This window comes from Piscinibacter sp. HJYY11 (genome assembly GCF_016735515.1).
GTDB lineage: Bacteria > Pseudomonadota > Gammaproteobacteria > Burkholderiales > Burkholderiaceae_C > Rhizobacter.
The window spans coordinates 1,852,101-1,877,910 of the sequence record NZ_JAERQZ010000001.1 but is presented as its reverse complement, the minus strand read 5'-3'; the positions used below and the strand labels follow the sequence as shown (position 1 = coordinate 1,877,910).

The following is a 25,810-nucleotide window of genomic DNA, read 5'->3' as shown; positions in this document are numbered from 1 at the left end:
GAAGGAGCGGCGCGTTATGTCCTGGAAGACGCAGTGCGCGGCCCAATGGCTGCGAGCGCTTGACTGGTGAGCCCGGTTGTCCGCGAAGGCCGCCAGCGAGGGCGGGGCAGACGAAAAAAACCGGGCGCCAAATTTGGGCCCGGTGGCGCATTCTACGCAGCCGCCGCCTGGGCGCGACGGTCAAAAACCACGGTTCAGGCGAGGTCGGCGGGGGTGACCGGCAGGCGGGTCGGCTGCTTGCCGCTGGCAGCCACCAGCGCGTTGTAGAGGGCGCCGGCGCCGGCCACGATGGCGGCCTCGCCGGCTCCGCTGGGCGGCTTGTCGCTCGGCACGAGGTCGATGTCGAGCGTGGGCATGTCGGTGATGCGTGGCAGCGGGTAGTCGGCCAGGCCTGTTTGCGCAGCGCGTGCGTCGGGCGCGCTGAGCCGTTCGAAAAGCACGAGGCTCAGGCTCCAGACGAGGTTGCCTTCGACCTGCGCGCGCACGCTGCGTGCATCGACCATTGCCCCGCAATCGTGGCTGCACCAGAGGCGCGTGACGCGGATGCGTTCGGCGGTGACGGCGACCTCGGCCACCGCGGCGACGACGCTCAGGCCCTTGTAGACACCGCAGGCCACGCCGCGTCCCACGCGCTCGCCGGCCGCGGCGGCGCGTGGCGCTTCGCGTTTGGCGCGCTCGGCCACCCGTTGCAGCACGGCGCCGAGGCGTGCGGGGTCCGCGAGATGCTCGCCCGCCGGTGCGTTCGCGAGGTGCCGCAGGCGAAACGCCACCGGGTCCTGCCGGCTGGCGCGTGCGGCCGCGTCCATCGCCGCTTCGATCGCCAGCACGTTGGGCCCGGCGCCCAGCCCGCGCCAGGGGCCGGTGGCCAGCGGCACGCGGGTGAGCTGCATCGAGCGGCGCTGGCGCGTGAAGGCATACGGCGCATGCTGGCCACGCGAGGTGCCGGCGTCGCCGACAAAATCGGTGAAGGTCTGCATCCACGGCGGCATGCCGGCCGAGGTGAAGATCACGTGCGAGCTCGAGAGTGCATGCCACCAGTCGGTGATGAGCCCGTCGGCACCCACGCGCACCTTCACGCGGTGCGACGAAGGCGGCCGGTGGAAGGCCCCGGTGAACTCGTCCTCACGCGTCCACTGCAGCTTGACGGGGGCCTTCATCGGCCGCGCCACGTACGCCGCTTCGCGTTCGACGAGCGCCAACGTGCGCCCGCCGAAGCCGCCGCCCAGGCGCTGGTTGTGCACCGTGATGCGCTCGACGGGCAGGCCGTGGTCACGCGCCATCACGTCGCGGATGAAGAACGGGTCTTGCGTGGCACACCAGAGGTCGAGTGTCAGCTTGCCGTCGGCGGTGGTGTCGAAGCGGGCGACCGCGCAGCGTGGCTCGATGGCGGCGTGGGCGGCCATCGGCACGTCGAGCCGCAGGTCGACCGTCCACGCCCCGTCCTCCACGCTGCCGCTGTCTTTGGTGAAGCGGCCTGTTGCCAGCACCGCGTCGATGTCGACCATGCGCTCGGCGTCGGGCATATGCGCCGGTTTCTTCCAGCGCACGGCCGCGGCCGTGCGCATCGCGAAGATTGATTGCGGATCGCGACCCACCAGCACCGGCCCGTCGATCCCGGGCAGCGTGAGCTGGGCGACGAAGCCCGGCACCGCCTGCACCGCCTCACGGTCCCAGCCTTCGAGCTCGACGCCGAGCTCGGGGCGCCACGGCGGGCGCAGCACGCTCGCGTGCAGCATGCCGGGCAGGCGCACGTCGGCGGCGAAGACGGGCGCGCCGGTCACGAGTGCGTGGTGCTGCGGCTGCGCGACGGGCGGCGACGTTGCCGCTTGGCGCAGTGCGCCGATGGCCCGCAAAGGCGGCGGCTCGACGCCCTGCGCCTTCATCTCGTCGCGCAGGCGGGCGCAAGCGGTGGCCAGCGGCACCAGCAGCTCGCGCACGGAGTCGCTGCCGACCGTGCCCTTCACGCGCCCGATGTCGCCGGTGCCGGGGATGCGCACGTCGATGGACTCTTCGCCCACGCCCAGCTCCAGCGCGGCGATGCGGCGCAGGCCGCCCAATACGTTCTGCCCCATCTCGACCCGCGGGCACCAGAGCACGAAACGGCCGTCGGCCGAACGGTGGATCCAGCCGACCGCGTCGTCGAGCGTCGGGGCGGGGCGCTTGGGGATGGGCGGGATCAGCGAGCAGCCGCCCAGCCCGAAGCTGACCGTGATGCCGCCGGCCGTGGCCAGCAGCGTGCGGCGTGACAGCGTGGCGCTCATCGTGCCCCTCCTTCACGCACGATCTGCGCCGCGCGGTGGATGGCGGCTCGGATGCGGTCGTAGGTGCCGCAGCGGCACAGGTGGCCTGCCATTGCAGCATTGATCTGCTCGTCGGTCGGGTTCGGCGTGGCGGCGAGCAGTGCCGCAGCGCCCATGACCTGGCCGCTCTGGCAGTAGCCGCACTGCGCGACGGCAAGCTCCAGCCACGCCTGCTGCACCGGGTGCAGCACGTCGCCCCGCGCCAGGCCCTCGATGGTGGTGAGCTCGCGCCCCTCGGCCGCGCTGCACGGCGTGATGCACGAGCGCACGGCCTGGCCGTCGAGGTGCACGGTGCAGGCACCGCACACACCCTGGCCGCAGCCGTAGCGTGTGCCGGTCAGGCCGCGCGCGTCGCGCAGCCACCAGAGGAGCGGCGTCTGCGCCTGGTCTTCGTCCAGTGGCTGGGTCTGTCGGTTGAGTTTCACTTGCATGGGCTGACCTTAGGACCTGGCCTGGGGTTTGTCGTTATCCATGGTTAAGAGGGCGCTGCGCTACCGTGCGGGGCATGCACACTCTCGCAGCCCAGCCCTTGCTCGAACACCTGGCCGGTGGCCCCTTGCCCGAATGGGCGGCCTTTGCCGGTGAGGTGCAGCCGCGCACGCTCGACCCCGGCGAGGCCCTCTTCGAGAGCGACGTGCCCTGGCCCTGGCTGTGCATCGTGCGAAGCGGCCTTTTCAAACTCGCCTACCTGCGCGAAGACGGCGGCGAGCGCATCAAGTCCTTCATTCCCGAAGGCGGCTTCTTCGCGAGCCTCGCGGCGCTCGCGCCGGGTGGGCGCACGAGCTTCACCGCGGTGGCGCTGGAGACCAGCGTGGTGGAGCCGCTCAGCTACCCGCGCATCCTCGCGCTCGGCGAGCAGCACCTTGCGTGGCAGAAGGCGCTGCGCGCCGGCATCGAGCACTACGGCGTGCGCAAGGAGAAGCGCGAACGCGAGCTGCTGATGCTGAGCCCCGAGCAGCGCTACCGTCTGTTCCTGCAGGAGTCGCCCTCGCTCGTGAAGCGCATCGCGCAGCAGGACATCGCGCTCTATCTCGGCATCACGCCCGTGGCGCTGTCGCGCATCCGCGGCCGCATGTCGCGAGGCGCCTCGCGGCCCAGTGACCCGGGGCTGGGTCAGACCGGCGCGTAGAGCGCGGCGAGGTCGATGCTGGAGCGCTGGCCGACGTCGCCGCCATGCGCGGTGAGCCAGCGCTCGGCACGCGCGCGGCCGAGGTCGCGCAGATTCTCCAGGAAGGGCAGGTGCGCGATCAGGCGCGTTTCGCCAGCCAGTTCTCCCAGCTCCTCATGGGCGTCGATCAGATGCAGGTGCAGCCGGCGCAAGCGCCGCTCCAGTGCGCCGATGAAGGGCCATGTCGACTTGCGCGCTTCGGCGCAGGCCTCGGCCAGCGTGCGGGCCTCGCGCAGGAAGGTGGCGTTGAACGCGAACTCGAGCGCACGCGCCTGGATCTCGTCGGCGCTCACCGGCGTGCGCGTGTAGTGCAGCGGGGTGAGCGACACGATCACGAGCTCGTCGATGCGGCTGCGCACCAGCGGAAACAGGGCCGGGTTGGCGCTGTAGCCGCCGTCCCAGTAGGGCTCGCCGTCGATCACCACCGCGTGGTGCAGGGTGGGCAGGCAGGCCGAGGCGAGGGCGGCGTCGACACTCAACTCGCGCTCGTCGAAGAGCCGCAGCCGGCCGGTGTTGGCATGCGTGGCGGCGATGTGCAGCGCGATCGGGCTGCCGGCGCGCAGGCCCTCGAAATCGATCTGCTCCTGCAGCACCTCGCGCAAGGGGTTGGTGCCCAGCGGGTTGAGCTGATAGGGCGAGAGCAGGCGCGTCCAGTGCATCAGCGCGCGGCCGGCGGCGTTCAGGCCCGGGCGTGTGGCGTCGCCCGAGGTCAGCAGGTCGAAGGGCACCCGGGTGCCGATGGCGGTCCAGAAGCGGCTCAGCGCATCGCGCGCGCCATCGGCGCCGCCGCGCCGCCAGCCGTCGGCCAGGGCAATGGCATTCATCGCGCCGGCGCTGGTGCCGCTGATCGCGGTGATGTGGAACGCGCCGGCTTCGAGCAGGCGGTCGAGCACGCCCCAGGTGAAGGCACCATGCGCGCCGCCGCCTTGCAGGGCGAGGCCGAGGGAGGGGCGTCTGAAACGGGGCATCGAAGGCATGGCTCACCAGGGTGATGGCAGGAAGCATGCCGGGGGTGTTTTCCTAGAATGTGTCGATGACAGCCTCCCTGCCTCTTTTTTCGCCCGACGCCCCTGAAGAAGGCGCGACCGGCGCGCCCTCCGGCCATGAACATCAAGGCCTGCTGCGCGGCCTGAACCCGGAGCAGCTCGCGGCCGTCACCCTGCCGGCGAAGCCGGCGCTCATCCTTGCCGGTGCAGGCTCGGGCAAGACGCGCGTGCTCACCACCCGCATCGCCTGGCTGATCCAGACCGGCCAGCTCACGCCCGGTGGCGTGATGGCGGTGACCTTCACCAACAAGGCCGCGAAGGAAATGCTGACCCGACTGGGCGCGATGCTCCCGGTGCCGGTGCGCGGCATGTGGGTCGGCACCTTCCACGGGCTGTGCAATCGTTTCCTGCGCGCGCACTGGAAACTGGCAAACCTGCCGCAAGGTTTCCAGATCCTCGACTCGAGCGACCAGCTCTCGGCCGTGAAGCGCGTCATCAAGGCGATGAACCTGGATGAAGAGCGCTTCGTGCCCAAGCAGGTGACCTGGTTCATCGCCGGCAGCAAGGAAGAAGGCCTGCGCCCGAAAGACGTGGACGTGCGCGACGAGATGAGCCGCGTGCTGGTGCAGGTCTACGAGGCCTACGAGGCGCAGTGCCAGCGCGAGGGCGTGGTCGACTTCGCCGAGCTGCTCTTGCGCACCTACGAGCTGATGCGCGACAACGCGCCGATGCGCGAGCACTACCGCGCGCGCTTCCGCCACATCCTCGTCGACGAGTTCCAGGACACCAACCGCCTGCAGTACGCCTGGCTCAAGATGTTCGCCGGGCCGCAGACGGCGGTGTTCGCGGTGGGCGACGACGACCAGAGCATCTACGCCTTCCGCGGCGCGCAGGTGGGCAACATGCGCGCCTTCGAGCACGAGTTCGGCGTCGAGCAGGTCATCAAGCTCGAGCGCAACTACCGCTCCTACGGCAACATCCTCGACGCGGCCAACGAGCTGATCTCGCACAACACCGACCGCCTGGGCAAGAACCTGAGCACCGAAGCCGGCCCTGGCGAGCCGGTGCGGGTGTTCGAGGCGACGAGCGATTTCTCCGAGGCGCAGTGGATGGTGGACGAAGCGCGCCAGCTCCACCGCGACGGCACCGACCGCAGCAACATCGCCGTGCTCTACCGCAGCAACGCGCAGAGCCGGGTGATCGAAAGCGCGCTCTTCAACGCGGGCATGCCCTACAAGGTGTATGGCGGCCTGCGCTTCTTCGAGCGCGCCGAGGTGAAGCATGCGTTGAGCTACCTGCGCCTGATCGAGAACGCGAACGACGACACCAGCTTCCTGCGCGTCGTCAACTTCCCCACCCGCGGCATCGGCGCACGCACGCTGGAGCAACTGCAGGACGTGGCCCGGCAGAGCGGCCGCAGCCTTGCGCAGAGCGTGACGGCGGTGCCCGGCAAGGGCGGCCACAACCTGCAGGGCTTCGTCGCGCTGATCGACGCCATGCGCGAGGCCACGCGCGACAAGAACCTGCGCGAGATCATCGAGCACGTGCTGCACAGCTCGGGCCTGATCGATTTCTACAAGACCGACAAGGAAGGCCAGGACCGCATCGAGAACCTGGAGGAACTGGTCAACGCGGCGGAAGCGTTCGTCACGCAGGAAGGCTTCGGCAAGGACGCGGTCGCGCTGCCGGTCGACGAGCAGCGCGAAGCCGCCGCCGTCGACATGGCGCCCGATGCCGAGACGGGCGAGATCATGTCGCCGCTCGCCGCCTTCCTCACCCACGCCTCGCTCGAAGCCGGTGACAACCAGGCGCAGGCGGGTCAGGACGCGATCCAGCTCATGACGGTGCACTCGGCCAAGGGCCTGGAGTTCGACGCCGTCTTCATCACCGGGCTGGAAGAGAGCCTCTTCCCGCACGAGAACAGCCTGTCGGACGTGAAGAGCCTGGAGGAAGAGCGCCGCCTGATGTATGTCGCGATCACGCGGGCCCGCAAGCGCCTGTACCTGAGCTTCAGCCAGACGCGCATGCTGCACGGCCAGACCCGCTACAACATCAAGAGCCGCTTCTTCGACGAGCTGCCCGAGAGCGCCCTGCGCTGGATCACGCCGCGCAACCAGGGCTTCGGCTCGGGCTTCGCGCGCGAGTACCAGTCGGCCTGGTCCAAGGGCTCGGGCCTGGGCTCGATCGTCGGCGCGGGCCACGTGCCGGCCCGCAACGCGCCGAGCGCCGGCCCCGTCACCAGGAGCAGCCACGGCCTGCGCACGGGGCAGAGCGTCTTCCACACCAAGTTCGGCGAGGGCGTGCTGGTCACACTCGAAGGCACCGGCGACGACGCGCGCGCGCAGGTCAACTTCGGCCGCCACGGCATGAAGTGGCTGGCGCTGTCCGTGGCCAAGCTCACGCCGATCGAGTGAACTCCGAGTAAGCACATGCGCCAACATTCGTTGGCGCCATGGCGCGGCCTCCCTATCGTCCACCCTGTTGTGTTTTCAACAGGAGACTGAGATGGTGGTGTGGAAGAAGTGGCTGGCCGCCGTGTCGGCGGCCTTGATCGGCGCGGCGGCGTGGGCGCAGACCCCGGCCGACGGCAGCGGGCCGCTGGTGTCGACCGAGTGGCTGGAGAAGAACCTGCGCAACCCGAAGCTGCGCATCGTCGAGGTGAGCGTGAACCCCGGCGTCTACGAGAAGGGCCACATCCCCGGCGCCCACAATTTCTCGTGGCACACCGACCTCAACGACCGCGTGCGACGCGACATCGTGAGCAAGGCCGACTTCGAGAAGCTGCTCTCCAAGGCCGGCGTGGCCAACGACAGCACCGTGGTGCTCTACGGCGACACCAACAACTGGTTCGCCGCGTGGGGCGCCTGGGTGTTCGACATCTACAACGTGAGCAACGTGAAGCTGCTCGACGGCGGCCGCAAGAAGTGGGAAGCCGAGAACCGCGTGCTCGACACCCGCGCGCCGGAAGTCGCCGCCACCTCCTACAAGGTGAGCAAGGTGAACGACAACCTGCGAGCCCGCCTGGCCGATGCCGTGGCGGCGGCCGAAGGCAAGAGCAAGGCGAAGCTCGTCGACATCCGCTCGGCCGACGAGTACAGCGGCAAGGTCTTCGCGCCGCCGGGCGTGCCCGAGCTGGCCGTGCGCGCCGGCCACATTCCCGGTGCGGCCAACGTGCCCTGGGGCCGTGCGGTCAACGAGGACGGCACCTTCAAGAGCGCCGCCGAGCTGAAGGCGCTGTATGCCGGCGCCGGCCTCGACGGCACCACGCCGATCATCACGTACTGCCGCATCGGCGAGCGTTCCAGCCACACCTGGTTCGCGCTGAAGAAGATCCTCGGCTACGAGGTGCGCAACTACGACGGCTCGTGGACGGAGTACGGCAACGCGGTCGGCGTGCCGGTGAACAACCCGTCGGGCACGGTCTGGGCGGCGAAGTAATTCGACGCCGCACCGACAAGGCCCGCCCTGAGCGGGCCTTGTCGTTTCAGGAGGAGATGGATCTTGACGTCATCGATGTGGTGGACGCTTGCGCTGGGCGTCACCTTGGGCGTGGTGCTGCAGCGCACGCGCTTCTGCTTCTTTTGCCACACGCGCGACTTTCTGGAGCGGGGGGATGCGCGCGGGGTGCTGGCCATCCTGCTCGCCCTCGCGGTGGGCTCGGTGGGCATGCACCTCATGCTGGGCAGCTGGCTGCCCACGCCGGCGCCCGGCCGCCTGCCGCCCGATGCGCACATCGGGCCGGTGAGCTGGGCGCTGGTGCTGGCGGGCCTGGCCTTCGGCGTCGGCATGGTGATCTCGGGCTCGTGCATCAGTGCGCACTGGTACCGGCTGGGCGAGGGCTCGCCCACGGCGCCGTTTGCGCTGCTCGGCAGTGCCGCCGGCTTCGTGCTGGGCTTCATCACCTGGAACCCGCTCTACAGCGCGACGATCGCCGAAGCGCGGCCGTGGTGGTTGCCGCATTGGCTGGGCTATGGCGGCTCGCTCGCGTTGACGCTCGTGGTAATCGGCGTCCTCGCGTGGTGGAGCTGGCGGCGCAACACGGCCACGCGGCCGGCACCGGCGCCCGCGGTGGTCGACGTGAAAGACCTGCTCTCGCGCCTCTTCAGCCCCACGCGCTGGCCCTACTGGGTGGGTGGCGTGGCGGTGGGGTGGTTGTCGACGCTCATCCTCGTGCGCACCCGGCCGCTGGGCGTGACGGCGGCGCTCGGCGCGGCCTCGCGTCAGGCGGGCGATGCGGCGGGCCTGTTGCCCGAGCGGCTGAATGGTCTCGATGAACTGGGTGGCTGCGCGACCGCGGTCGCGGGCCCGTGGTGGCAGGCGCCGAATGCGCTGCTGATCGCAGGCCTGGTCGGCGGCTCGCTGGTGGTGGCGCTGCTGTCGCGTCAGTTCCAGCCGCGTGTGCCGAGCGCTGCGCAGGTGTTGCGGGGGCTGGGGGGCGGCGTGCTGCTCGGCTGGGGCGCGATGACCGGGCTCGGCTGCACGGTGGGCAACCTGCTCTCGGGCACGATGGCCGGCGCGCTGTCGGGCTGGGTGTTCGGCGCGGCGGCCTTCGTGGCGGTGTGGGCCGGGGTGAGGTTGCGCTGGGCGCCGTGAGCGGCGCCCGCGCTGCCGCGTTCAGCGCAGCAGGCGGCCGCCGCTGCCGATGACGGTGACTTCGACGAAGCGCGAGCCCACGCGGTTGTCGCCGCCGAAGTTGACCTTGAAGCCGCCGGCGTCGTAGTCGCGCATGTCGGCGAGCTGCTGCAGCACACGCTCGCGGCTCGGGTCGGCCCGCGCGCGCTTCACCGCTTCGACCAGCACCTTGGCGGCGATGAAGCCTTCCATGCTGGCGTAGGAGATGGTCTTGGTCGGCTGGTGCTGCTTCATCGCGGCGTGGAACTCGCGCACGACGGGCACCGGCGACGCCATGTTGTAGGGGAAGGGCATCACCTGCGAGATGCCCACGCCGCGCGCCAGCTCGTCGCCGGTGTTCTTCAGCAGCTCCTTGAAGTTGACCACCGAGATGCTGAAGAGGCGCGCGCGGCTGCCGCTGTCGCGCAGCTTCTTGATGAGGGCCGACGAGGCACGGTTCACCGCGACCATGATCACCGCGTCGGGCTTGGCATCGCCGATGGCCTTGGCGGCGGCCTCGATGTCGTCGGGCTTGGTGCGGTCGTAGAAGCCGGTGGCCACGGCCTTGAGGTTGAGCTTCTCGAGCGCCCGCTCGGCGCCGATCAGGCCACCCTTGCCGAAGCCGTCGTTCTGGTAGAAGACCGCGAACTTGCGCAGGCCCAGCGTGTGGAGATGCTCCACCATCTTGGCCGTCTCGTCGGGGTAGCTGGCGCGGATGTGGAAGAGGTAGGGGTTCACCGGCACGCGCAGCTCCTCGGCGCCGGTGTAGGGCGCGAGCAGGGCGATCTTGTTGTCGGTGAGGATGTTGTTCTTGTTCAGCGCAGCGATGTTGGCCGTGCCCACGTAGCCGAAGAGCGCGACGGGGTTGTCCTTCTCGAGGATCTCCTTCGTGTGCGCGACGGTCGCCTCGGGCTTGTATGCGTCGTCCTTCTGCACCACGCGGATCTTGCGGCCGTAGATGCCGCCCTTGGCGTTGACGGTGGCGAAGTAGGCGGCGGCGCCGGCGGAATATTCATCGCCGGTGCCGGCGATCACGCCGGTGAGCGGCACCACCTGGCCGATCACCACTTCGGGCGCGGCGTGGGCGGCGAGGCTGCCGAAGGCCAGGGCGGCCGCGGCCAGCAGCGGGGTCAGGGAAGAAGAGACCAGTCGTCGAACGTCAAGCATGTGTCGTACTCCATCTGCGGGCGGGCGAAGTGCCGCCTCTCTGGTGCGCCGCAGTCTAGGCGCGGCGGTGCGGACATCGCACGCGGGACGGCCCTGCCGGGCGTGACGCTGTGCACACGAAGCCGCGTTTTAAAAGTGATTCCGCACTGCAGATCGCAACGTGACTTGGGTGCGCACCTTAGCGCGCACGCGTCTCGTTCGTCTGACACGGCGCTGTCACGGGCCGTTCCTAGCATCCGCGGTTTTCAACCCCGAGGAACCCACTTCATGTCGTACATCACCGACCGTCTGCGTGCCGAGGCCGCTGCAGCCAAGGGCCGCCAGGACCCCCAACCCGTGCCCGGCCAGATGTTCGAGGACGTGCTGCAGCACGCCACCGTCAAGCGCCGCTCGCTGCTCAAGGGCGGCTTCGGCGCCACCATCGCCGCCGCCTTCGGCAGCGCTTCTCTCGTGGCCTGCGGTGGCGGCGACGATGACGAACCGGGCACCAGCTACAGCGTCGGCTTCAAGCGAGTGGGCGCGACCACCGGCGACAACGTCATCGTGCCCGAGGGCTACACGGCCAGCGTGATGTTCAGCGCCGGCGATGCCGTGGTCGCGGGCTCGGTGCCCTTCACCGGCGCCTTCCTCGGCTCGGCCGACACCGAGCGCTTCGCCGGCGGCCAGCACGACGGCATGCACTTCTACGAGCTGCCTGGCGTCGACCCCAACCGCGGCGGCCTGCTCGCCATCAACCATGAAGCGCCGGATGCGCGCATCCTCTTCGCCGGTGGTGCCATCCCCGCGGCGCCGACGGCCGAAGACCGCCGCATCGCGCTGTCGTCGGTGGGCGTGTCGGTGGTCGAGGTCGAGCTCTTCAACGGCAACTGGCGCGTGAAGCCCAACTCCACCTACAACCGCCGCTACACCGGCAACACCGTGTTCAACGTCAACGGCCCGGCCGCCTCGGTCGTGGGCGCGACCGTGGTGGGCACGCTCAACAACTGCGCAAGCGGCACCACGCCGTGGGGCACCTACCTCACCTGCGAAGAGACGACCGACAACTACCTCGACCCCTCGCAGCCCGACGAAGGCTACGGCTGGGTGGTCGAGATCGACCCACGCGGCGAGCTCACCGGCCTGCCGACCAAGCGCACCGCGCTCGGCCGCTTCGACCACGAGAACACCGCCTACATGCTGAGCGCGGCCAACGACCTCGCCATCTACATGGGCGACGACAGCACGCCGGGCTGCATCTACAAGTTCGTCTGCAGTGGCAAGTACAACCCGGCCAACCGCGCCGCCAACGTCAACCTGCTGGACAGCGGCACGCTCTACGCCGCGCGCTTCAACGCCGACGGCACCGGCCAGTGGATCGCCCTGGTGCAAGGCCAGAACGGCCTGGTCGCCGGCGCCACCGACCCGGGCAACGTGACGCAAGGCCCGCAGACCCCGGCCACCATCGACTTCAACACCCAGGCCGACGTGCTCATCAACACCAAGGCCGCCGCGCGTGTGGCCGGTGCCACGCTGATGGACCGCCCGGAGTGGATCACCGTCGGCCCCGACAACAAGATCTATGTCACGCTGACCAACAACGGCGGCCGCCAGGTGACCGACGCCGCCAACCCGCGTGCGACCAACCCGCACGGCCACATCGTCAAGTGGACGGAAGACGGCAACTCGCCGCTGGCCACCACCTTCCGCTGGGAAGTCTTCATGCTCGGCGGCGACCAGCGCCTGACCGCGAACAACCAGAAGGGCAACATCGTCGGCGACACCTTCTCCAGCCCCGATGGCATCTGCGTCGACCCACAGGGCCGCCTGTGGGTGCAGACCGACGCCGGCACCGGGAGCAGCATCACCAACACCTTCGGCAACAACGCGATGTACTACGTGGACCAGACCACGAAGCAGTCGACACGTTTCCTGGTGGGCCCGGATGGCTGCGAGATCACCGGCCTCACCTACACGCCCGACCTGAAGACCTTCTTCATCAACATCCAGCACCCGGGCGGCACCTGGCCGTCGAACGTGCAGGGCAACACGCTGCCGGCGCGTTCGTCCACCATCGTCGTGCGCCGCACGGATGGGCGGCCGGTGGGCGCCTGAGCATCATCGGTCCCTGAAAGCAAAAAGCCCTGGCCGTCCTGCCAGGGCTTTTTTGTCTGGAGCGCCGGCGGCGTCAGACCTCGATCTCGTCGAGCTCGCGGTAGATGTCGCGCATCCACATCTTCAGGCGCTGGCGCTCCATCAGGCCGAGGCCGTTGGGGCCTTCGCTCTCCTGCGGCGTCTTGGCCTTCCAGAAACTGCTGCTGGTGGCATCGATCTTGTTGATGACGGTGTCGTGCAGCTTGCGCATGGTGACCACCTGGGCGCCGAGCGACATCGCGCGCGACTGCTCGCCCGACTGTTCGAGCACGCTGAAGTCGCTGCCGCGCACGTGGTTGCGCACCAGCACGTACTTGAGCGCGGGGCCGAAGCGGTCGAGCAGGCGCTTCAGGAGGTCCACCGAGTCCTTGCCGGTGTCCATCACGTGCCAGTAGTGGATGGAAGAGCCCATCTCGTCGATCAGGTTGAGCACGCCCGAGTCGTCCATCCACTTGACCAAGGGCTCGTGCGTCTGCGCGGCCAGGTCAACGAGGATGCGGCGCTGCGGCTGGTCGACGGTGGCTTCGACGATCGAGTCGAGCGCTTCGTAGCGGTCCACCACGACCGGCGAGGCGTAGCCCGCGTAGAAGCGCATCAGCGCACCGTGCGAGCGGTCGGTGTCAAAGCCGAGGAAGGGCAACTGCTTGTCGATCATGTACTGCGCCAGCGTGCGGGCCAGCAGCGATTTGCCGACACCGCCTTTTTCACCACCGATGAAGTGGATATTGCTCATCGAGTCGATCTCCTGTCCGTGGGGCGTGCACCGGCGCGAGTATCACCGCAATTGCAGAAGGTTCCGTCCGCAGCGCGTCACATGCAGGTCACGTGCCGGGCCTAGTCTGCCGAGCAGGGGAACCGAGCCCAGCTAGACAGAACTAAACGCATGAGAGCGTTCGGCCGCGGGGTTCCGCGGCCTTTTTTTGCCTGGGCCTGGGCCGCGGTAGATTCCCGGGATGGCCGAGCGCACCCCCACTGACGAACGCATCATGACCTCGGAGGTCTTCGCGCGCAGCAGTGCGCGCGAGCCCCGTGCCGACCTGGGCACGGTGGCCGAGCCGGCACGTGCGTTGCCCGTCTACCGCCGTTGCCAGGTGCTGGTGGTGGGCGGGGGACCGTCGGGCACCGCCGCGGCGGCGTGTGCGGCGCGGCAGGGCGCCGACGTGGTGCTTCTGGAGCGCTACAACCACCTGGGCGGGCTGTCGACCGGCGGTCTCGTGATCTGGATCGACCGCATGACCGACTGGGCGGGCGTGCCGGTGATCCGCGGCTTTGCCGAAGAGGTGTTCGCACGTTTGCCGGCCGACGCCGTGGCGGGCCCGGCGCGAGAGGAATGGGGCTCGGCGGATGCAACGCGTGCGGCGCACTGGGCGCCGCGCACGGCGGCGTTTCACGGCATCGTCACCTGGTCACCCACGCTCGACCCGGAGCGGCTCAAGGGCCTGTCGCAGGAGATGCTGATCGAGCGCGGCGTGAAGCTCGTCTACCACGCGTGGGCGGCCGATCCGCTCGTCGAGGCGAACCGCGTGCGCGGTGTCACGTTCGAGAGCAAGGAAGGCCGCATGGCCCTGCTCGCCGACGTGGTGGTCGATGCGACCGGCGACGGCGACCTCTTCGCTCGCGCCGGTGCTGCCTTCGACAACGACATCGATGCCGCCGACATCCACCATTGCATGAACACGGCCTGGCTCTTCGGCGGTGTCGACATGAAGCGCTGGATCGCGTTTCGCACCGGCGAGCCTGAGCGTTATGCCGCCTTCATGCAGAGCGGGCGCGAGGCCTGTGGCTTGTTCGACAAGCCTTTCGTGTCATGGCGCGACGACATCGCCCTCTTCCTGGGGCCGCGGCAGTCGGGCTACTCGGCGCTCGATGTCGACGACCTCACGGCGGTGGAAGTGCGCTCGCGGCGCGCGATGGAGCAGCACCTGCGCCACTACCGCGCGCATGCGCCCGGTTTCGAGAACGCCTATGCGCTGCAGAGCGCGCCGCAGATCGGGGTGCGGCATGCGCGCCGCCTGAAAGGCGTGGGCAGCGTGCTGCGCTCGCAGTGGCCGCAAGGCACGCCGCTGGCCGATGAGATCGGGCTGTCGCCGTCGGTGTCGCCCAAGTTCCCGAGCATCTCGATCCCCTACGGTGCGCTGGTGCCGCAAGCGCTCGAGGGCCTGCTCGCCTGCGGGCGCCATGTGTCGTGCGACCCGGCCTCGCATGGTTTCATGCGCGAGATCCCGCAGTGCTGGGTCACCGGCCAGGCCGCCGGGGTGGCGGCGGCGCTGGCGGTGCAGCAGGGCGTGCCGCCGCGGCAGGTGAAGGTGCCCGCCTTGCAGCGGGCACTTCTGGAGCAGGGCGTGGTGCTGCGGGCTCAGTGAGTCGCGAGAAGCGACTTGAAGCTGTCTTTCGACGCCGGGGTGAGGTCGGAGGTCTGCTCCGGCCCGGGGAACTGGCGTGCGCCCACGTCGGCCACGTAGCGGCGTGCGGCCGCGGCGATGTCTTGCGCCACGTGGAGGTAGCGGCGGGTGTGGCGCGGCTGGAAGTCGGTGTAGAGGCCGAACACGTCGTGGAAGACCTGGATCTCGCCGTCGCAGTGCGGCCCCGAGCCGATGCCGATGGTGGGGATGGTGAGGCGCTTCGACACTTCTTCCGCCACGGTGGCCGGCACCAGCTCCAGCACCACGGCGAAGGCACCGGCCTCCTGCAGCGCGAGGGCGTCGTCGAGCAATGACACGGCGGCCGTCGGCTCCTTGGCCTGCACCCGCGCGCCACCGAGCGAGTGCACCGATTGCGGCGTGAAGCCGAGATGCCCGCACACCGGGATGCCGCTCTTGACCATGCGTCGCACCAGTGGTGCGATCTCGGCACCACCCTCGACCTTGACCGCACCCACGCGACCCTCGGCCATCAGGCGGCCGGCGTTGCGCACGGCGTCGTCGGCCGAGGCCTGGTAGCTCATGAAGGGCATGTCGCCGATCACGAGCGCGCGCTGCGTGCCGCGCACCACCAGCCGCGCGTGGTAGATGATCTGGTCGAGCGTGACCGGCAGCGTGGTGTCTTCGCCTTGCACCACCATGCCGAGCGTGTCGCCCACGAGCAGCAGCGGCACGCCGGCGGCGTCGAGCGTCTGGGCGCCGGTGTAGTCGTAGCAGGTGAGGGCGGCCACGCGCTCGCCACGCGTCTTCATGGCCACGATGTCGCGGGTGCTGAGTCGGATCGTCTTCATGTCGAGGGCCTCTGACCTGAGGCGGAAGTGGAGACGGGGCGCACATTGCCACCCGCAAAGATGGCAGTCAACGCTAAGATTTGCCGCATTGTTCTTAGCTCGAACTAATGGCTTGCCATGACCCTGGAAGACCTGCGCATCCTCGTCGCGGCCTGCGAAGCGGGCAGCCTGAGCGCCCTGGCGCGCGATCTCAAGCGCACGCAGTCCGCGGTGAGCCAGCACATCGCACGGCTCGAGGTCGAGCTCGGCGTGAAACTTTTCGACCGCCATGCGCGTGGCGTGTCGCCCACCGCCGCGGGCCGTGTGCTGAAGGACTTTGCACTCGAAGGACTGGATGCGATCGAAGTCGGCCTGCAGCGCATCCGCGCGTTGCAGCACGGCGAGTCGGCCACGCTCAGCATCACCACGGGCGGCACCACGGTGCGGCATTTCATGATGCAGACGATCGTGAAGTTCCGGAAGAAGCACCCGGGCGTGAACCTGCGTTTCCTGCCGGCGGGATCGACCCGGCGCTGCTTCGAGATCCTGCGGCTCGCGCAGGCCGACCTCGGCTTCATCACCATCGGCGAGCCGGCGCGCGGCATCCGGGTGCGCACGGTGGCGCAGCAGCAGCTCTTCCTGCTGGCGGCGACAGACGACGCGCTGGCGTCGAAGCGCAGGCTGCGGGTGGCCGATCTCGCCGGCATCCGCTACCTCGGGCTCTCGGGCGGCACCACGCACCAGAGTGCGATCGAGCACGCAGCGCAGGAGCGCGGGCTCGACCTCAAGGCCGAGATCGTGTTCGACGACTTCGACACCGCGAAGGTCTTCGTCGAGCTGGGCCTGGGCCACGCGATCGTGCCGGCGGTGCATGCGCACAACTTCGCGAAGACGGGCACGGTGAAGGCAATCCCCATCGTGGACCTGCCCGCGGTGTCGATCGGCTGGGCCTTCCGCCACTGGCAGCACCTCTCGCCCGCGGCACGCGATTTCGCGGCGCTGATGGACCAGGAACTCGCGCGGATGGCGAAGACGGTCGCCGGCTTTTCCCTTGCCGCCTGACTACGCCGGCAGCTTGAAGCCCACCGGCCGCGGCGGCAGCGGCACGGGCTGGCCGTGCTCGATCCAGCGCTCCAACTGTTGCGCGACCTCGTCGGTGCTGGGCATTTGCGCGATCTCGTGTGCCAGCCGGCCCGCGGTCTCGCGGAAGCCGGGCTCGCTCAGCAGGCGCTGCACCGCGTGGCGGATGGCATAGAGGTTCTGCTCGGCGCCGAGCAGCACCATGCCGGCGTTGCTGTGCTCGAGTGCCGCGGTGGTGACGAACTGGTCGGCCATCTGCGGCAGGGCGAGCTGCGGCAGCCCGTGGGCGGCAGCGGCGTAGACCGTGCCGGCGCCGCCGTGCGAGATGACGAGCTGGCAGTGCGGCAGCAGCTCGGCCTGCGGCACGTGGCGCTGCGCGTGCATGAGCGGCGGCAGCGGGTGCAGCTGCGAGGGCTCGACGTCGGGCCCGGTGGCGACGACCACGCGCAGGGGCAGGCCCGAGAGCGCCGCGAGCGCGGTGCGCAGCAGCTCGGGGCGGTTGAGCATCGTGCCCAGGCTCAGGTAGACGAGGGGCAGGTCACGCTGGGTGTCGAGCGGGCTGGGGACCAGCGCGGACAACGCCACCGGGGCGGCGGCGGGCACGTCCACCGGTTGCAGGCCATGGGCCGGCAACGCGGCCGGCAAGGGCTCGGGTTGCAGGCTGGACGGGCAGATGTCGAGGTACAGGTGCCGGTACAGGCCGGCGTCGGGTGGCGGCGGCGAGCCGGTGAGCCGTGTCCATTGTGGTGCGAGGTAGGCCACCGCCTCCTGCACGCGGTGCGCCGGCAGCGGCATGCCGAAGCCGTGGGTCACGTGCGGGCAGCCGGCCACTTCGGCCGCGAGCGGCACGGCCAGGGCGGCGTTTTCGCCGATCACGAGGTCGGGCTTGAAGTCGTGGAGGGCCGCCTGCAGCGGCGCCAGCATCTCGGTGGCAATCACCGCACCATACAGGCGCGGGAAGATGCGCGCGGCCGCATCGGTGCCGCGGGCGGCCGCGAGCTCGGGCCAGCGACCGAAGAGGCGAAAGCGTGCCGACTGCCAGCTCGGGCCGACGCTGAAGCAGGGCACCGGCATGTGAGGCGGCACCAGCGCATGGGTCTCGGCAGCGCCCGCCCAGGCCACGCCGTGGCCGCGTGCATGCAGGGCCTGCAGCAGGGGCAGCAGGGCCCGCACATGGCCTTCACCGGGCGTGGCGCAGAAGAGGACGCGCATACGCTCACTTTAGGCGTCAGCCCGGCGGGTGGGAATAGTCAGTTCTGAGCACGGCGGGGGGCATGCCGTGCCGCTTCTCACGGCGGCGGCGTTTTCAGCCGCGCCCGACGTAGGGCATCTTGGTGGCCATGATCGTCATGAACTGCACGTTGGCCTCCAGCGGCAACGAGGCCATGTGCACCACGGCGTCGGCCACGAGCTGCACGTCCATGCGGGGCTCGACCATCATCTGCCCGTTGGGCTGCAGGATGCCGCGTGCCATGCGCTCGGTCATCTCGGTGGCGGCGTTGCCGATGTCGATCTGGCCGCAGGCGATGTCGTAGGCACGGCCGTCGAGCGAGGTCGACTTGGTGAGGCCGGTGATCGCGTGCTTGGTGGCGGTGTAGGGCGCGGTGAAAGGGCGTGGAGCGTGCGCCGAGATGGAGCCGTTGTTGATGATGCGGCCACCGCGCGGGCTCTGCGCCTTCATGACCCTGAACGCCTCTTGCGTGCACAGGAAGGCGCCGGTGAGGTTCACGTCGACGGTGTTCTTCCACTGCTCGTAGCTCAGGTCCTCGAGCGGCACGGGCGGGGTGCCGCTGCCAGCGTTGTTGAAGAGCACATCGAGCCGTCCGAAGCGCGCGACGGTCGCGGCGAAGAGGGCCTTCACCGAGGCGGGATCGGCGACATTGGCGGGCACGGCGAGCGCATCGGCGCCCAGCTCGCCGGCGTCGGCCACCGCTTTTTCCAGCAGCTCGGCGCGGCGCCCGGCCAGCACCACGCCATAGCCCGCGCGCAGCAGCGCGAGCGCAGTGGCCTTGCCGATGCCTGTGCCGGCGCCGGTGACGAGGGCGATCTTCTTCATGGGGCGGTCTCCTGTGGCGTGGCGGGGTCTGGCGTGGGCGCCTGCTCGAAGCAGCCGGCGTAGGTGAAGTACAGCGAGGCGTAGAACACGACGGTGAAGAAGAGCACCGCCGGCATCATCACCACCGCTGCGAGGTTGGGCGCGCCCAGCAGCGCAAACAGCAGCGAGCTCACGAGCGCGAAGGCCGTCACCGCGCCCACGCCGGTGAGGGCGTACAGGACGAAGGCCCCCTTGTTGCGCCAGCACGCCACGGTGCTGGAAAAGAGCGCCTTGGCGACGGTGTGGCCGCCCCAGTGCACCAGCGCCGGCGCGTGCCAGAACGGCACGCTCAAGAGGCTGGCCGCTGCGGCGAACCACAGCAGGCCGCCTTGCAGGCGCGGGTCGGCGACCAGCTGGCCGATGGCCTCGGGCGAGCTCTTGCCGCTGGTGGCGGCGACCTGCAGCGCGGCCATGCGGCCGTCGTCGATCCAGCCGTGCACCACGATGACGAGCAGCATCGCCAGCGCATACAGCGCCCCGAGCTGCCACATCGCACGCGTGCGGCCCCGGTCCACACGCAAGGGCGCGGCGAACACCTGGAAGCTCGGCGTGCTGCCTTGCACCACCTGGCGCGTGGCGATCATGAAGCCCAGCGTGATGAGGGGCAGGCAGGCCCACAGCAGCAGCGAGCCGATCCAGCCGAGGATCTGCACGACCAGCATGCCCAGCAGCACCACCCCGAAAAGGCCCATGAAGCTCAGCGGCTTGGCCATCACCATCCGCAGGCCCATGCGCGCCCATTGCACGCCCTCACGGGCCGGAACTTGTCGCAGTTTCATGTGAGGCTCAGATCACGCCGGGGTGCCAGGGTTCGGCCACGCGATGCGCCAGCACGCGCTCGAAATGCGTGGGGTCGTGCGGCTTGAGCATCGAGGCGTCGCGCGGCAGGTGGAAGTCCCACAGGCGCGAGACCCAGAAGCGCAGCGCGGCGGCGCGCAGCAGCGCGGGCATCAGTCGGCGCTCGCCCGAGCTCAAGTGGCGCACCGCGTCGTAGGCGCCGACGAAGGCCAGCGCGCGCTCCTCGACGAGGCGGCCGCTTTCGAGGTCGGTGCACCAGTCGTTGAGGCACACCGCGACGTCGAAGAGGAAGGTGTCGACACCGGCGAAGTAGAAGTCGAAGAAGCCGGTGAGCTGGTGGCCGACGAACATCACGTTGTCGCGGAAGAGGTCGGCGTGGATCGGGCCCTTGGGCAAGGCGGCGTAGGCGGCGCTGGCCGCCACCTGCTGCTGGAAGGCGAGCTCGCCCTCGATGAGCGTGCGCTGCTCGGGCGTGAGGTGCGGCACGACCACGGGGATGGTCTCCGCCCACCAGGGCAGGCCGCGCAGGTTGGGCTGGTGGCGCGGGTAGTCCTGCCCGGCCAGGTGCATGCGGGCGAGCATGGCGCCCACGCTCTCGCAGTGGCTGATGTCGGGGGCGAGTTGGTGGCTGCCCTCGAGCCGGTTGACCACGGCGGCGGGCTTGCCGCACAGCGTGTGCAGGATCTCGCCGGTCTCGTCGGACTGCGGGTCGGGCACCGGCACGCCGTGTTGCGCGAGGTGCTTCATCAGGTGCAGGTAGAAGGGCAGCTGCTCGTGCGACAGGCGCTCGAAGAGCGTGAGCACGAAGCGGCCCTTCGAGGTGTCGGCGAAGTAGTTGGTGTTCTCGATGCCCGAGGTGATGCCCTTGAGGGCGGTGAGTTCGCCGATGCCGAGGCGGGCGATCAGCGCGGCGGCATCCTGGGGGGAGACTTCGGTGAAGACGGCCATCGCTCGATCAGCCAGGGGTGCGGGAGGTCATGGCCGGATTGTAGGCAGGGGGTGCGGCATGGCCTTACGCTGCGGCAACCGTGGCTGGACGGCCCCGACCCCTTGCCCACAGAATCGCCCGCCCCCACTCCTTCCGACCGCTGACTGACCCAGGATGAAGCTCGACGCCCTGACACTTTTCGCCTCGATGTTCATCAACCTCACGCTCATCGTCGGCGCGTTGCTGCTGGGCGTGGGCTGGAAAACGCGCTCGGGCATGCGCTTGTGGAACATGGCGCTCGTGCTGCAGGCCATCGCCTGGGCCTGCCTGGTGGCGGCCTACCGGGGCTGGCCACGCGAGCTGGCGACGCTCGGGTCGGCGGCCATGGTCGCAGGCTTCAGCTTCATGTACATGGCGGCCAAGACCTATCTGCGCGAGCCGATCTCCCTGGCCTGGGTGATCGGTGTGCCGGTGGTGACGGCGGTGCTGCACTGGCTGATGTTCCACGACTTCGTGGCCCGCATCCTCATCGTCAACGCGGCCATCGGGCTGCAGATGCTGTGGCTGGCCTGGCTGCTGCTGCGCCCCGGCTCGCAAGGCAGCTGGCGCTGGCGCTGGCTGGCGGGCCTGGCGCTGCTGGCGTCGGGCGCGATGGTGGCGTGCCGCGCCGTGCTGGTGGTCGTGGCGCCTGAGAGCTACCCACGCTTCGAGTCGCCGCACTGGGTCAACATCGTCGGGCTCATCGTCAGCAATGCCTGCGTGATGGCGGGCACGCTGGCCTTCCTGCTCGCCTACCGCGACGAGGCCGAGCAGGAGCTCAAGCGCCTGGCCACCACCGACGGGCTCACCGGCGTGCTGAACCGGCGCCACTGGATGGAAAGCGCGGTGACGCACTTCAACCTCGCGCGCCGGCATGGCCGCGGCCTGGTGGTGCTGATGCTTGACATCGACTTCTTCAAGCGCATCAACGACAGCCGCGGGCACCAGGCCGGTGACCGCGCGCTGGTGCTGTTTGCCGAGGCGCTGCGCCATGTCGTGCGCCAGCCTGACCTGGTGGGGCGCTACGGCGGAGAAGAGTTCTGCGTGCTGCTGCCGATGTCGGACGTGGCGGCGGCACAGGCGGTCGACCAGCGCCTGCGCGCGGCCCTCGTGCGCGACATGAACCCGAAGCTCGGCTTCGATGTCACCTTCAGCGCCGGCGTGGCCTCGCTCGACGACGACCACACCACGCTCGACGAACTCATCGCCCGCGCCGACCAGGCGCTCTATGCGGCCAAGCAGGCGGGGCGCAACCGCCTCGTCGCCGCCGATCTGCCCGACATCAAGGAACGCTGAACGATGTGGAACCGCATCCTCGACACCATCGCCGCCGAGTTCTCCGACGCCGTCGACGCGGAGCAGATCACGCGCATCCTCGTGCGGCTGCTGCTGGCCGCCGTGCTGGGCGGCATCCTCGGCTACGAGCGTGAGCAGCAGGGCAAGGCCGCCGGCATCCGCACCCACATGCTCGTGGCCATGGGGGCGGCGCTCTTCGTGCTGGTGCCGCAGCAGGGCGGCATGGAGGTGGACGACATGAGCCGCGTGATCCAGGGCGTGATCGCCGGCATCGGTTTCCTGGGGGCCGGGGCGATCATCAAGAACAAGAGCGAGGAGAACGTGCTCGGCCTCACCACCGCGGCCGGGGTGTGGATGACGGCCGCGATCGGCATCGCCTGCGGCCTGGGGCGCGAGATGACGGCCGTGCTGAGCACGGTGCTGGCGCTTGGGGTGTTGTCGCTGGTGCCCAAGGTGTTCGACCCCAAGGACGGCCAGGCGAACAACAAGCCCTAGCCCTAGAACAGCGCGCGCACGCCGAGCAACACCGCGCGGACGTCGCCCTTGTCGCCGTTGAGCTCGGCGCGGCTCATGTCGAGTCCGAGCTCGATGCGGATGTTCTGCCACGGGGCAACGTAGAGGCCGACCCCCACATAGGGCGCGGTGTTGGTGTCGCTCTGGTGGAGGCCGAACGAGGTGACCTCCGTCTTCAGGCGGGCCAAGCCGACGCGGCTCGTGAGGCCGGCCCATCGGCCGAACGGTGCATCGCCCGCCACGCCCAGCGTGAAGGCCGCCACCGTGATGTCGGCGGTGGCGCTGCCGAAGGCCTGCTTGGCGGTACCGAAATCGCTGACACCGAACTCCACGGCAATGCCGGGAGCGAAACGGTAGCCCAAGAGGAATCGGGTGGCGTCGCCCTTCTTGTCGCAGGAGGTGAGGCCTGCGCAGTCCACCGGGATCGTGCCGCGCCCTCCGGCAGCGCCGAGATACGCCTGCGCCATGGCGGTGGATGAGAGGGTCGCGGCCGCTGCTGCGACGGCCAGGCCGGTGATGAATCGGGTCATGTGATGGGTGTTCTCTGTGTACCCCGCCCTCCGCGGGGGCGCCATTATCACGGGCACCTCATCGATGGCCGTCTTCGCGTTGATGGCGGACGGCGGGCGCACCCGCATGGGGAATGTCAGCAGTCCGGCAGGGCGAAGCGCTTCCCCGACAATCCGCGCCATGAACGACGCCCCCCTCCTGAACGACGGCCCGCTGCTGCTGGTCGATGGCTCCAGCTACCTCTACCGTGCCTACCACGCGCTGCCCGACCTGCGCGGGCCGAACGGCGTGCCCACCGGGGCCATCCACGGCATGGTGGCGATGATGAAGAAGGCGGTGCAGGACGTGAAACCCTCGCACGCCGTGTGCGTGTTCGACGCGCCGGGCAAGACGTTCCGCGACGACTGGTATCCCGAGTACAAGGCCCAGCGTTCGCCCATGCCCGAGCCGCTGGTGCAACAGATCGAGCCCATCCACGAGGTGGTGAAGCTGCTCGGCTGGCCCGTGATGATGGTCGAGGGCGTGGAGGCCGACGACGTGATCGGCACGCTCTCGTGCATCGCGGCGAAGGCCGGGCAGAAGGTGATCATCTCCACCGGCGACAAGGACCTGGCCCAGCTCGTCAACGAGCACGTGACGCTCATCAACACCATGAGCAACGAGAAGCTCGACGTGGCCGGCGTGACCGAGAAGTTCGGCGTGCCGCCCGAGCGCATCGTCGACTACCTGACGCTGATGGGCGATGCGGTCGACAACGTGCCGGGTGTCGAGAAGGTTGGCCCCAAGACTGCTGCGAAATGGATCACCGAGCACGGCTCGCTCGACGGCGTGATCGCCGCGGCCGACAAGGTGAAGGGCGTGGCCGGCGAAAACCTGCGCAAGGCGCTGGACTGGCTGCCGATGGGCCGCAAGCTCGTGACGGTGAAGACCGATTGCGACTTCGCCGAGCACGTGCCCGGCTGGCCGGCGCTCGAATCGCTGGCGCTGAAGCCGGTCAACCGCGAGGCGCTGCTCGAGTTCTACACGCGCTACGGCTTCAAGACCTGGAAGCGCGAGCTCGAAGAGGCGCTCGGCGGCGGCGCGGCCCCGGCGGCAGCGCCCGCCGTGCTCGACAACCCGACGCCCATGCTCGCGCGCGAGGCCATCAACAGAAGCTACACGACGGTGCTCACACCCGAGGACCTGGAGCTCTGGGCCGACAAGGTCGAGTCGGCACCGCTCGCGGCCATCGACACCGAGACCGACTCGCTCGACCCGATGGTGGCGCAGATCGTCGGCATCTCCATGAGCGTGAGCCCGGGCGAGGCCTGCTACATCCCGCTGCGCCACAGCTACGCTGGCGCGCCCGACCAGCTGCCCATCGAGACGGTGCTGGCCCGCCTGAAGCCCTGGCTGGAAAACGCCGATGCCCCCAAGATCGGCCAGAACCTCAAGTACGACAGCCACGTGTTTGCCAACGCCGGCATCACCGTGCAGGGCTACGTGCACGACACGATGCTGCAGAGCTACGTGCTCGAAGCCCACAAGCCTCACAGCCTCGACAGCCAGGCCCAGCGCCACCTGGGCCGCGCCGGCCTCTCCTATGAAGACGTGTGCGGCAAGGGCGCGCACCAGATCCCGTTCGCCCAGGTCGACATCGAGCGCGCCGCCGAGTACTCGTGCGAAGACAGCGAGATGACGCTGCAGGTGCACCAGACGCTGTGGCCCCAGGTCGAGGCGGACAAGGGCCTGCGTTTCGTCTACGAGAAGATCGAGATGCCGGTCACGCACATCCTGCAGCGCATCGAGCGCAACGGCGTGCTGATCGACCCGGCACGCCTGGCGCAGCAGAGCCAGCAGCTCGGCGAGCGCATGCTGCAGCTCGAACGCGAGGCCCACGAGATCGCCGGCCAGCCCTTCAACATGGGCAGCCCCAAGCAGATCGGCGAGATCCTCTTCGGCAAGCTCGGCCTGCCGGTCATCAAGAAGACCGCCAGCGGCTCGCCCAGCACCGACGAAGAAGTGCTCGACAAGCTGGCCGAGGACTACCCCCTGCCCGCCAAGCTGCTGGAGCACCGCTCGCTGTCGAAGCTCAAGGGCACCTACACCGACAAGCTGCCGCTGATGGTCAACCCCAAGACCGGCCGTGTGCACACCAACTACGCCCAGGCGGTGGCGGTGACGGGGCGGCTCTCGAGCAACGAGCCGAACCTGCAGAACATCCCCATCCGCACCGCGGAAGGCCGGCGTGTGCGCGAGGCCTTCATCGCGCCGCCGGGCAGCGTGATTGTCAGCGCCGATTACTCGCAGATCGAGCTGCGCATCATGGCCGACATCTCCGGCGACGAGAACCTGCTCAAGGCCTTTGCCGAAGGCATGGACGTGCACCGCGCCACCGCAAGCGAAGTCTTCGGCATCCAGCCCGAGGCGGTGACGAGCGAGCAGCGCCGCTACGCGAAGACCATCAACTTCGGCCTCATCTACGGCATGGGCGCCTTCGGCCTCGCCTCCAGCCTGGGCATCGAGCGCAGCGCGGCCACGCAGTACATCGACCGCTACTTCACCCGCTACCCCGGCGTGAAGCGCTACATGGACGAGACCAAGGAATCCGCTAGGGAAAAAGGTTATGTCGAGACGCTCTTCGGCCGTCGCATCTACCTGCCCGAGATCAACGGCGGCAGCGGCCCGCGCAAGGCCGGCGCCGAGCGGCAGGCGATCAACGCGCCGATGCAGGGCACCGCGGCCGACCTCGTGAAGCTCGCGATGATCGCGGTGCAGGCCGCGCTCGACGAGCAGCAGAAGAAGACGCTGATGGTCATGCAGGTGCACGACGAACTGGTGTTCGAAGTGCCCGAGGCCGAGATCGACTGGGTGCGCGCCGAAGTGCCACGCCTCATGGCCGGCGTCGCTCAGCTCAAGGTGCCCTTGCTCGCCGAGGTGGGGGTCGGCCCGAACTGGGACGAAGCCCACTGAGCGCCGCGGCACACGCCCGCATGTAAGAACTTGCAGTATCCGGCCGC

Annotated in this window: 21 protein-coding genes; 10 read left to right on the top strand and 11 right to left on the bottom strand. The window is 69.3% G+C overall.

The genetic code is table 11. From position 1 onward, the window contains the following. Positions 1-194: 194 nt before the first annotated feature. Both JI745_RS08500 and JI745_RS08495 read right to left on the bottom strand, forming a co-directional pair. Positions 195-2,261 (bottom strand): xanthine dehydrogenase family protein molybdopterin-binding subunit, encoded by a 2,067-nt coding sequence (locus JI745_RS08500; protein WP_201805421.1) that lies wholly within the window; start codon positions 2,259-2,261, stop codon positions 195-197. Next, entirely contained in the window at positions 2,258-2,731 is a 474-nt protein-coding gene (locus JI745_RS08495) for a (2Fe-2S)-binding protein (protein WP_201805420.1), read from the bottom strand. Before JI745_RS08495 ends, JI745_RS08500 begins: the two co-directional genes overlap by 4 nt. A gap of 74 nt (positions 2,732-2,805) precedes the next feature. Between JI745_RS08495 and JI745_RS08490 the strand changes: the two genes are divergently transcribed. After that, complete coding sequence (locus JI745_RS08490) at positions 2,806-3,429, top strand: Crp/Fnr family transcriptional regulator (RefSeq protein ID WP_201805419.1); 624 nt, start codon at positions 2,806-2,808, stop codon at positions 3,427-3,429. Here JI745_RS08490 and JI745_RS08485 read toward each other — a convergent pair. Further along, positions 3,414-4,445: a patatin-like phospholipase family protein gene (locus tag JI745_RS08485; protein ID WP_236674946.1), complete on the bottom strand. Its 1,032-nt coding sequence runs from the start codon at positions 4,443-4,445 to the stop codon at positions 3,414-3,416. The two genes, JI745_RS08490 and JI745_RS08485, sit on opposite strands and share 16 nt — an antisense overlap. Before the next feature lie 56 nt (positions 4,446-4,501). Here JI745_RS08485 and JI745_RS08480 point away from each other — a divergent pair, with 56 nt between their 5' ends. The 3 genes from JI745_RS08480 to JI745_RS08470 all read left to right on the top strand — a co-directional run bounded on the left by JI745_RS08480 (position 4,502) and on the right by JI745_RS08470 (position 9,047). Beyond that, on the top strand, positions 4,502-6,868 hold the full coding sequence (locus JI745_RS08480; protein ID WP_201805417.1) for a UvrD-helicase domain-containing protein: 2,367 nt from the start codon (positions 4,502-4,504) through the stop codon (positions 6,866-6,868). 91 nt (positions 6,869-6,959) lie between these two features. Beyond that, positions 6,960-7,892 carry a sulfurtransferase gene (locus JI745_RS08475; RefSeq protein WP_201805415.1) on the top strand — a complete coding sequence of 311 codons (933 nt, stop codon included), beginning with the start codon at positions 6,960-6,962 and terminating at the stop codon, positions 7,890-7,892. Positions 7,893-7,955: 63 nt separating this feature from the next. Then, entirely contained in the window at positions 7,956-9,047 is a 1,092-nt protein-coding gene (locus JI745_RS08470) for a YeeE/YedE family protein (RefSeq protein WP_236674945.1), read from the top strand. Positions 9,048-9,068: 21 nt separating this feature from the next. On the opposite strand, the gene JI745_RS08465 is transcribed toward JI745_RS08470, so the two are convergent. Then, the gene (locus tag JI745_RS08465) at positions 9,069-10,232 is read right to left on the bottom strand and encodes an ABC transporter substrate-binding protein (protein WP_201805413.1); all 1,164 of its coding nucleotides are present in this window, start codon (positions 10,230-10,232) and stop codon (positions 9,069-9,071) included. A 267-nt stretch (positions 10,233-10,499) separates the two neighbouring features. On the opposite strand from JI745_RS08465, the gene JI745_RS08460 reads away from it, so the two are divergent. Further along, positions 10,500-12,323, top strand: a complete 1,824-nt coding sequence (locus JI745_RS08460; RefSeq protein ID WP_201805411.1) for a PhoX family phosphatase — start codon at positions 10,500-10,502, stop codon at positions 12,321-12,323. Positions 12,324-12,396: 73 nt separating this feature from the next. On the opposite strand, the gene JI745_RS08455 is transcribed toward JI745_RS08460, so the two are convergent. Beyond that, the gene (locus JI745_RS08455; protein WP_201805409.1) at positions 12,397-13,095 is read right to left on the bottom strand and encodes a mobilization protein; all 699 of its coding nucleotides are present in this window, start codon (positions 13,093-13,095) and stop codon (positions 12,397-12,399) included. A gap of 220 nt (positions 13,096-13,315) precedes the next feature. Here JI745_RS08455 and JI745_RS08450 point away from each other — a divergent pair, with 220 nt between their 5' ends. After that, positions 13,316-14,725, top strand: a complete 1,410-nt coding sequence (locus JI745_RS08450) for an FAD-dependent oxidoreductase (protein WP_201805407.1) — start codon at positions 13,316-13,318, stop codon at positions 14,723-14,725. On the opposite strand, the gene panB is transcribed toward JI745_RS08450, so the two are convergent. Continuing rightward, positions 14,719-15,573 carry a 3-methyl-2-oxobutanoate hydroxymethyltransferase gene (gene panB / locus JI745_RS08445; RefSeq protein ID WP_201805406.1) on the bottom strand — a complete coding sequence of 285 codons (855 nt, stop codon included), beginning with the start codon at positions 15,571-15,573 and terminating at the stop codon, positions 14,719-14,721. The genes JI745_RS08450 and panB overlap by 7 nt on opposite strands. 117 nt (positions 15,574-15,690) lie before the next feature. Here panB and JI745_RS08440 point away from each other — a divergent pair, with 117 nt between their 5' ends. Then, positions 15,691-16,614 (top strand): LysR family transcriptional regulator, encoded by a 924-nt coding sequence (locus JI745_RS08440; RefSeq protein ID WP_201805405.1) that lies wholly within the window; start codon positions 15,691-15,693, stop codon positions 16,612-16,614. Here JI745_RS08440 and JI745_RS08435 read toward each other — a convergent pair whose 3' ends face one another. From JI745_RS08435 to JI745_RS08420, 4 genes are all read right to left on the bottom strand, one after another. Continuing rightward, a complete protein-coding gene (locus JI745_RS08435) occupies positions 16,615-17,844 on the bottom strand; it encodes a glycosyltransferase (RefSeq protein ID WP_201805404.1) in 1,230 nt (409 codons plus the stop codon). Positions 17,845-17,938: 94 nt separating this feature from the next. Then, on the bottom strand, positions 17,939-18,688 hold the full coding sequence (locus JI745_RS08430) for an SDR family oxidoreductase (RefSeq protein WP_201805403.1): 750 nt from the start codon (positions 18,686-18,688) through the stop codon (positions 17,939-17,941). Further along, positions 18,685-19,506: a BPSS1780 family membrane protein gene (locus tag JI745_RS08425; protein WP_201805402.1), complete on the bottom strand. Its 822-nt coding sequence runs from the start codon at positions 19,504-19,506 to the stop codon at positions 18,685-18,687. The genes JI745_RS08430 and JI745_RS08425 overlap by 4 nt, the downstream gene beginning before the upstream one ends. 7 nt (positions 19,507-19,513) lie before the next feature. Further along, positions 19,514-20,473 carry a homoserine kinase gene (locus JI745_RS08420; protein ID WP_201805401.1) on the bottom strand — a complete coding sequence of 320 codons (960 nt, stop codon included), beginning with the start codon at positions 20,471-20,473 and terminating at the stop codon, positions 19,514-19,516. Positions 20,474-20,627: 154 nt separating this feature from the next. On the opposite strand from JI745_RS08420, the gene JI745_RS08415 reads away from it, so the two are divergent. After that, the gene (locus JI745_RS08415) at positions 20,628-21,788 is read left to right on the top strand and encodes a GGDEF domain-containing protein (protein ID WP_201805400.1); all 1,161 of its coding nucleotides are present in this window, start codon (positions 20,628-20,630) and stop codon (positions 21,786-21,788) included. 3 nt (positions 21,789-21,791) lie between these two features. After that, a complete protein-coding gene (locus JI745_RS08410; RefSeq protein WP_201805398.1) occupies positions 21,792-22,283 on the top strand; it encodes an MgtC/SapB family protein in 492 nt (163 codons plus the stop codon). A gap of 2 nt (positions 22,284-22,285) precedes the next feature. Here the strand turns inward: JI745_RS08410 and JI745_RS08405 are convergent, their stop codons facing one another. Further along, positions 22,286-22,831 carry an outer membrane beta-barrel protein gene (locus JI745_RS08405; protein ID WP_201805397.1) on the bottom strand — a complete coding sequence of 182 codons (546 nt, stop codon included), beginning with the start codon at positions 22,829-22,831 and terminating at the stop codon, positions 22,286-22,288. A gap of 160 nt (positions 22,832-22,991) precedes the next feature. On the opposite strand from JI745_RS08405, the gene polA reads away from it, so the two are divergent. After that, positions 22,992-25,763, top strand: a complete 2,772-nt coding sequence (polA, locus tag JI745_RS08400) for a DNA polymerase I (protein WP_201805396.1) — start codon at positions 22,992-22,994, stop codon at positions 25,761-25,763. The last annotated feature ends 47 nt before the right edge of the window (positions 25,764-25,810 follow it).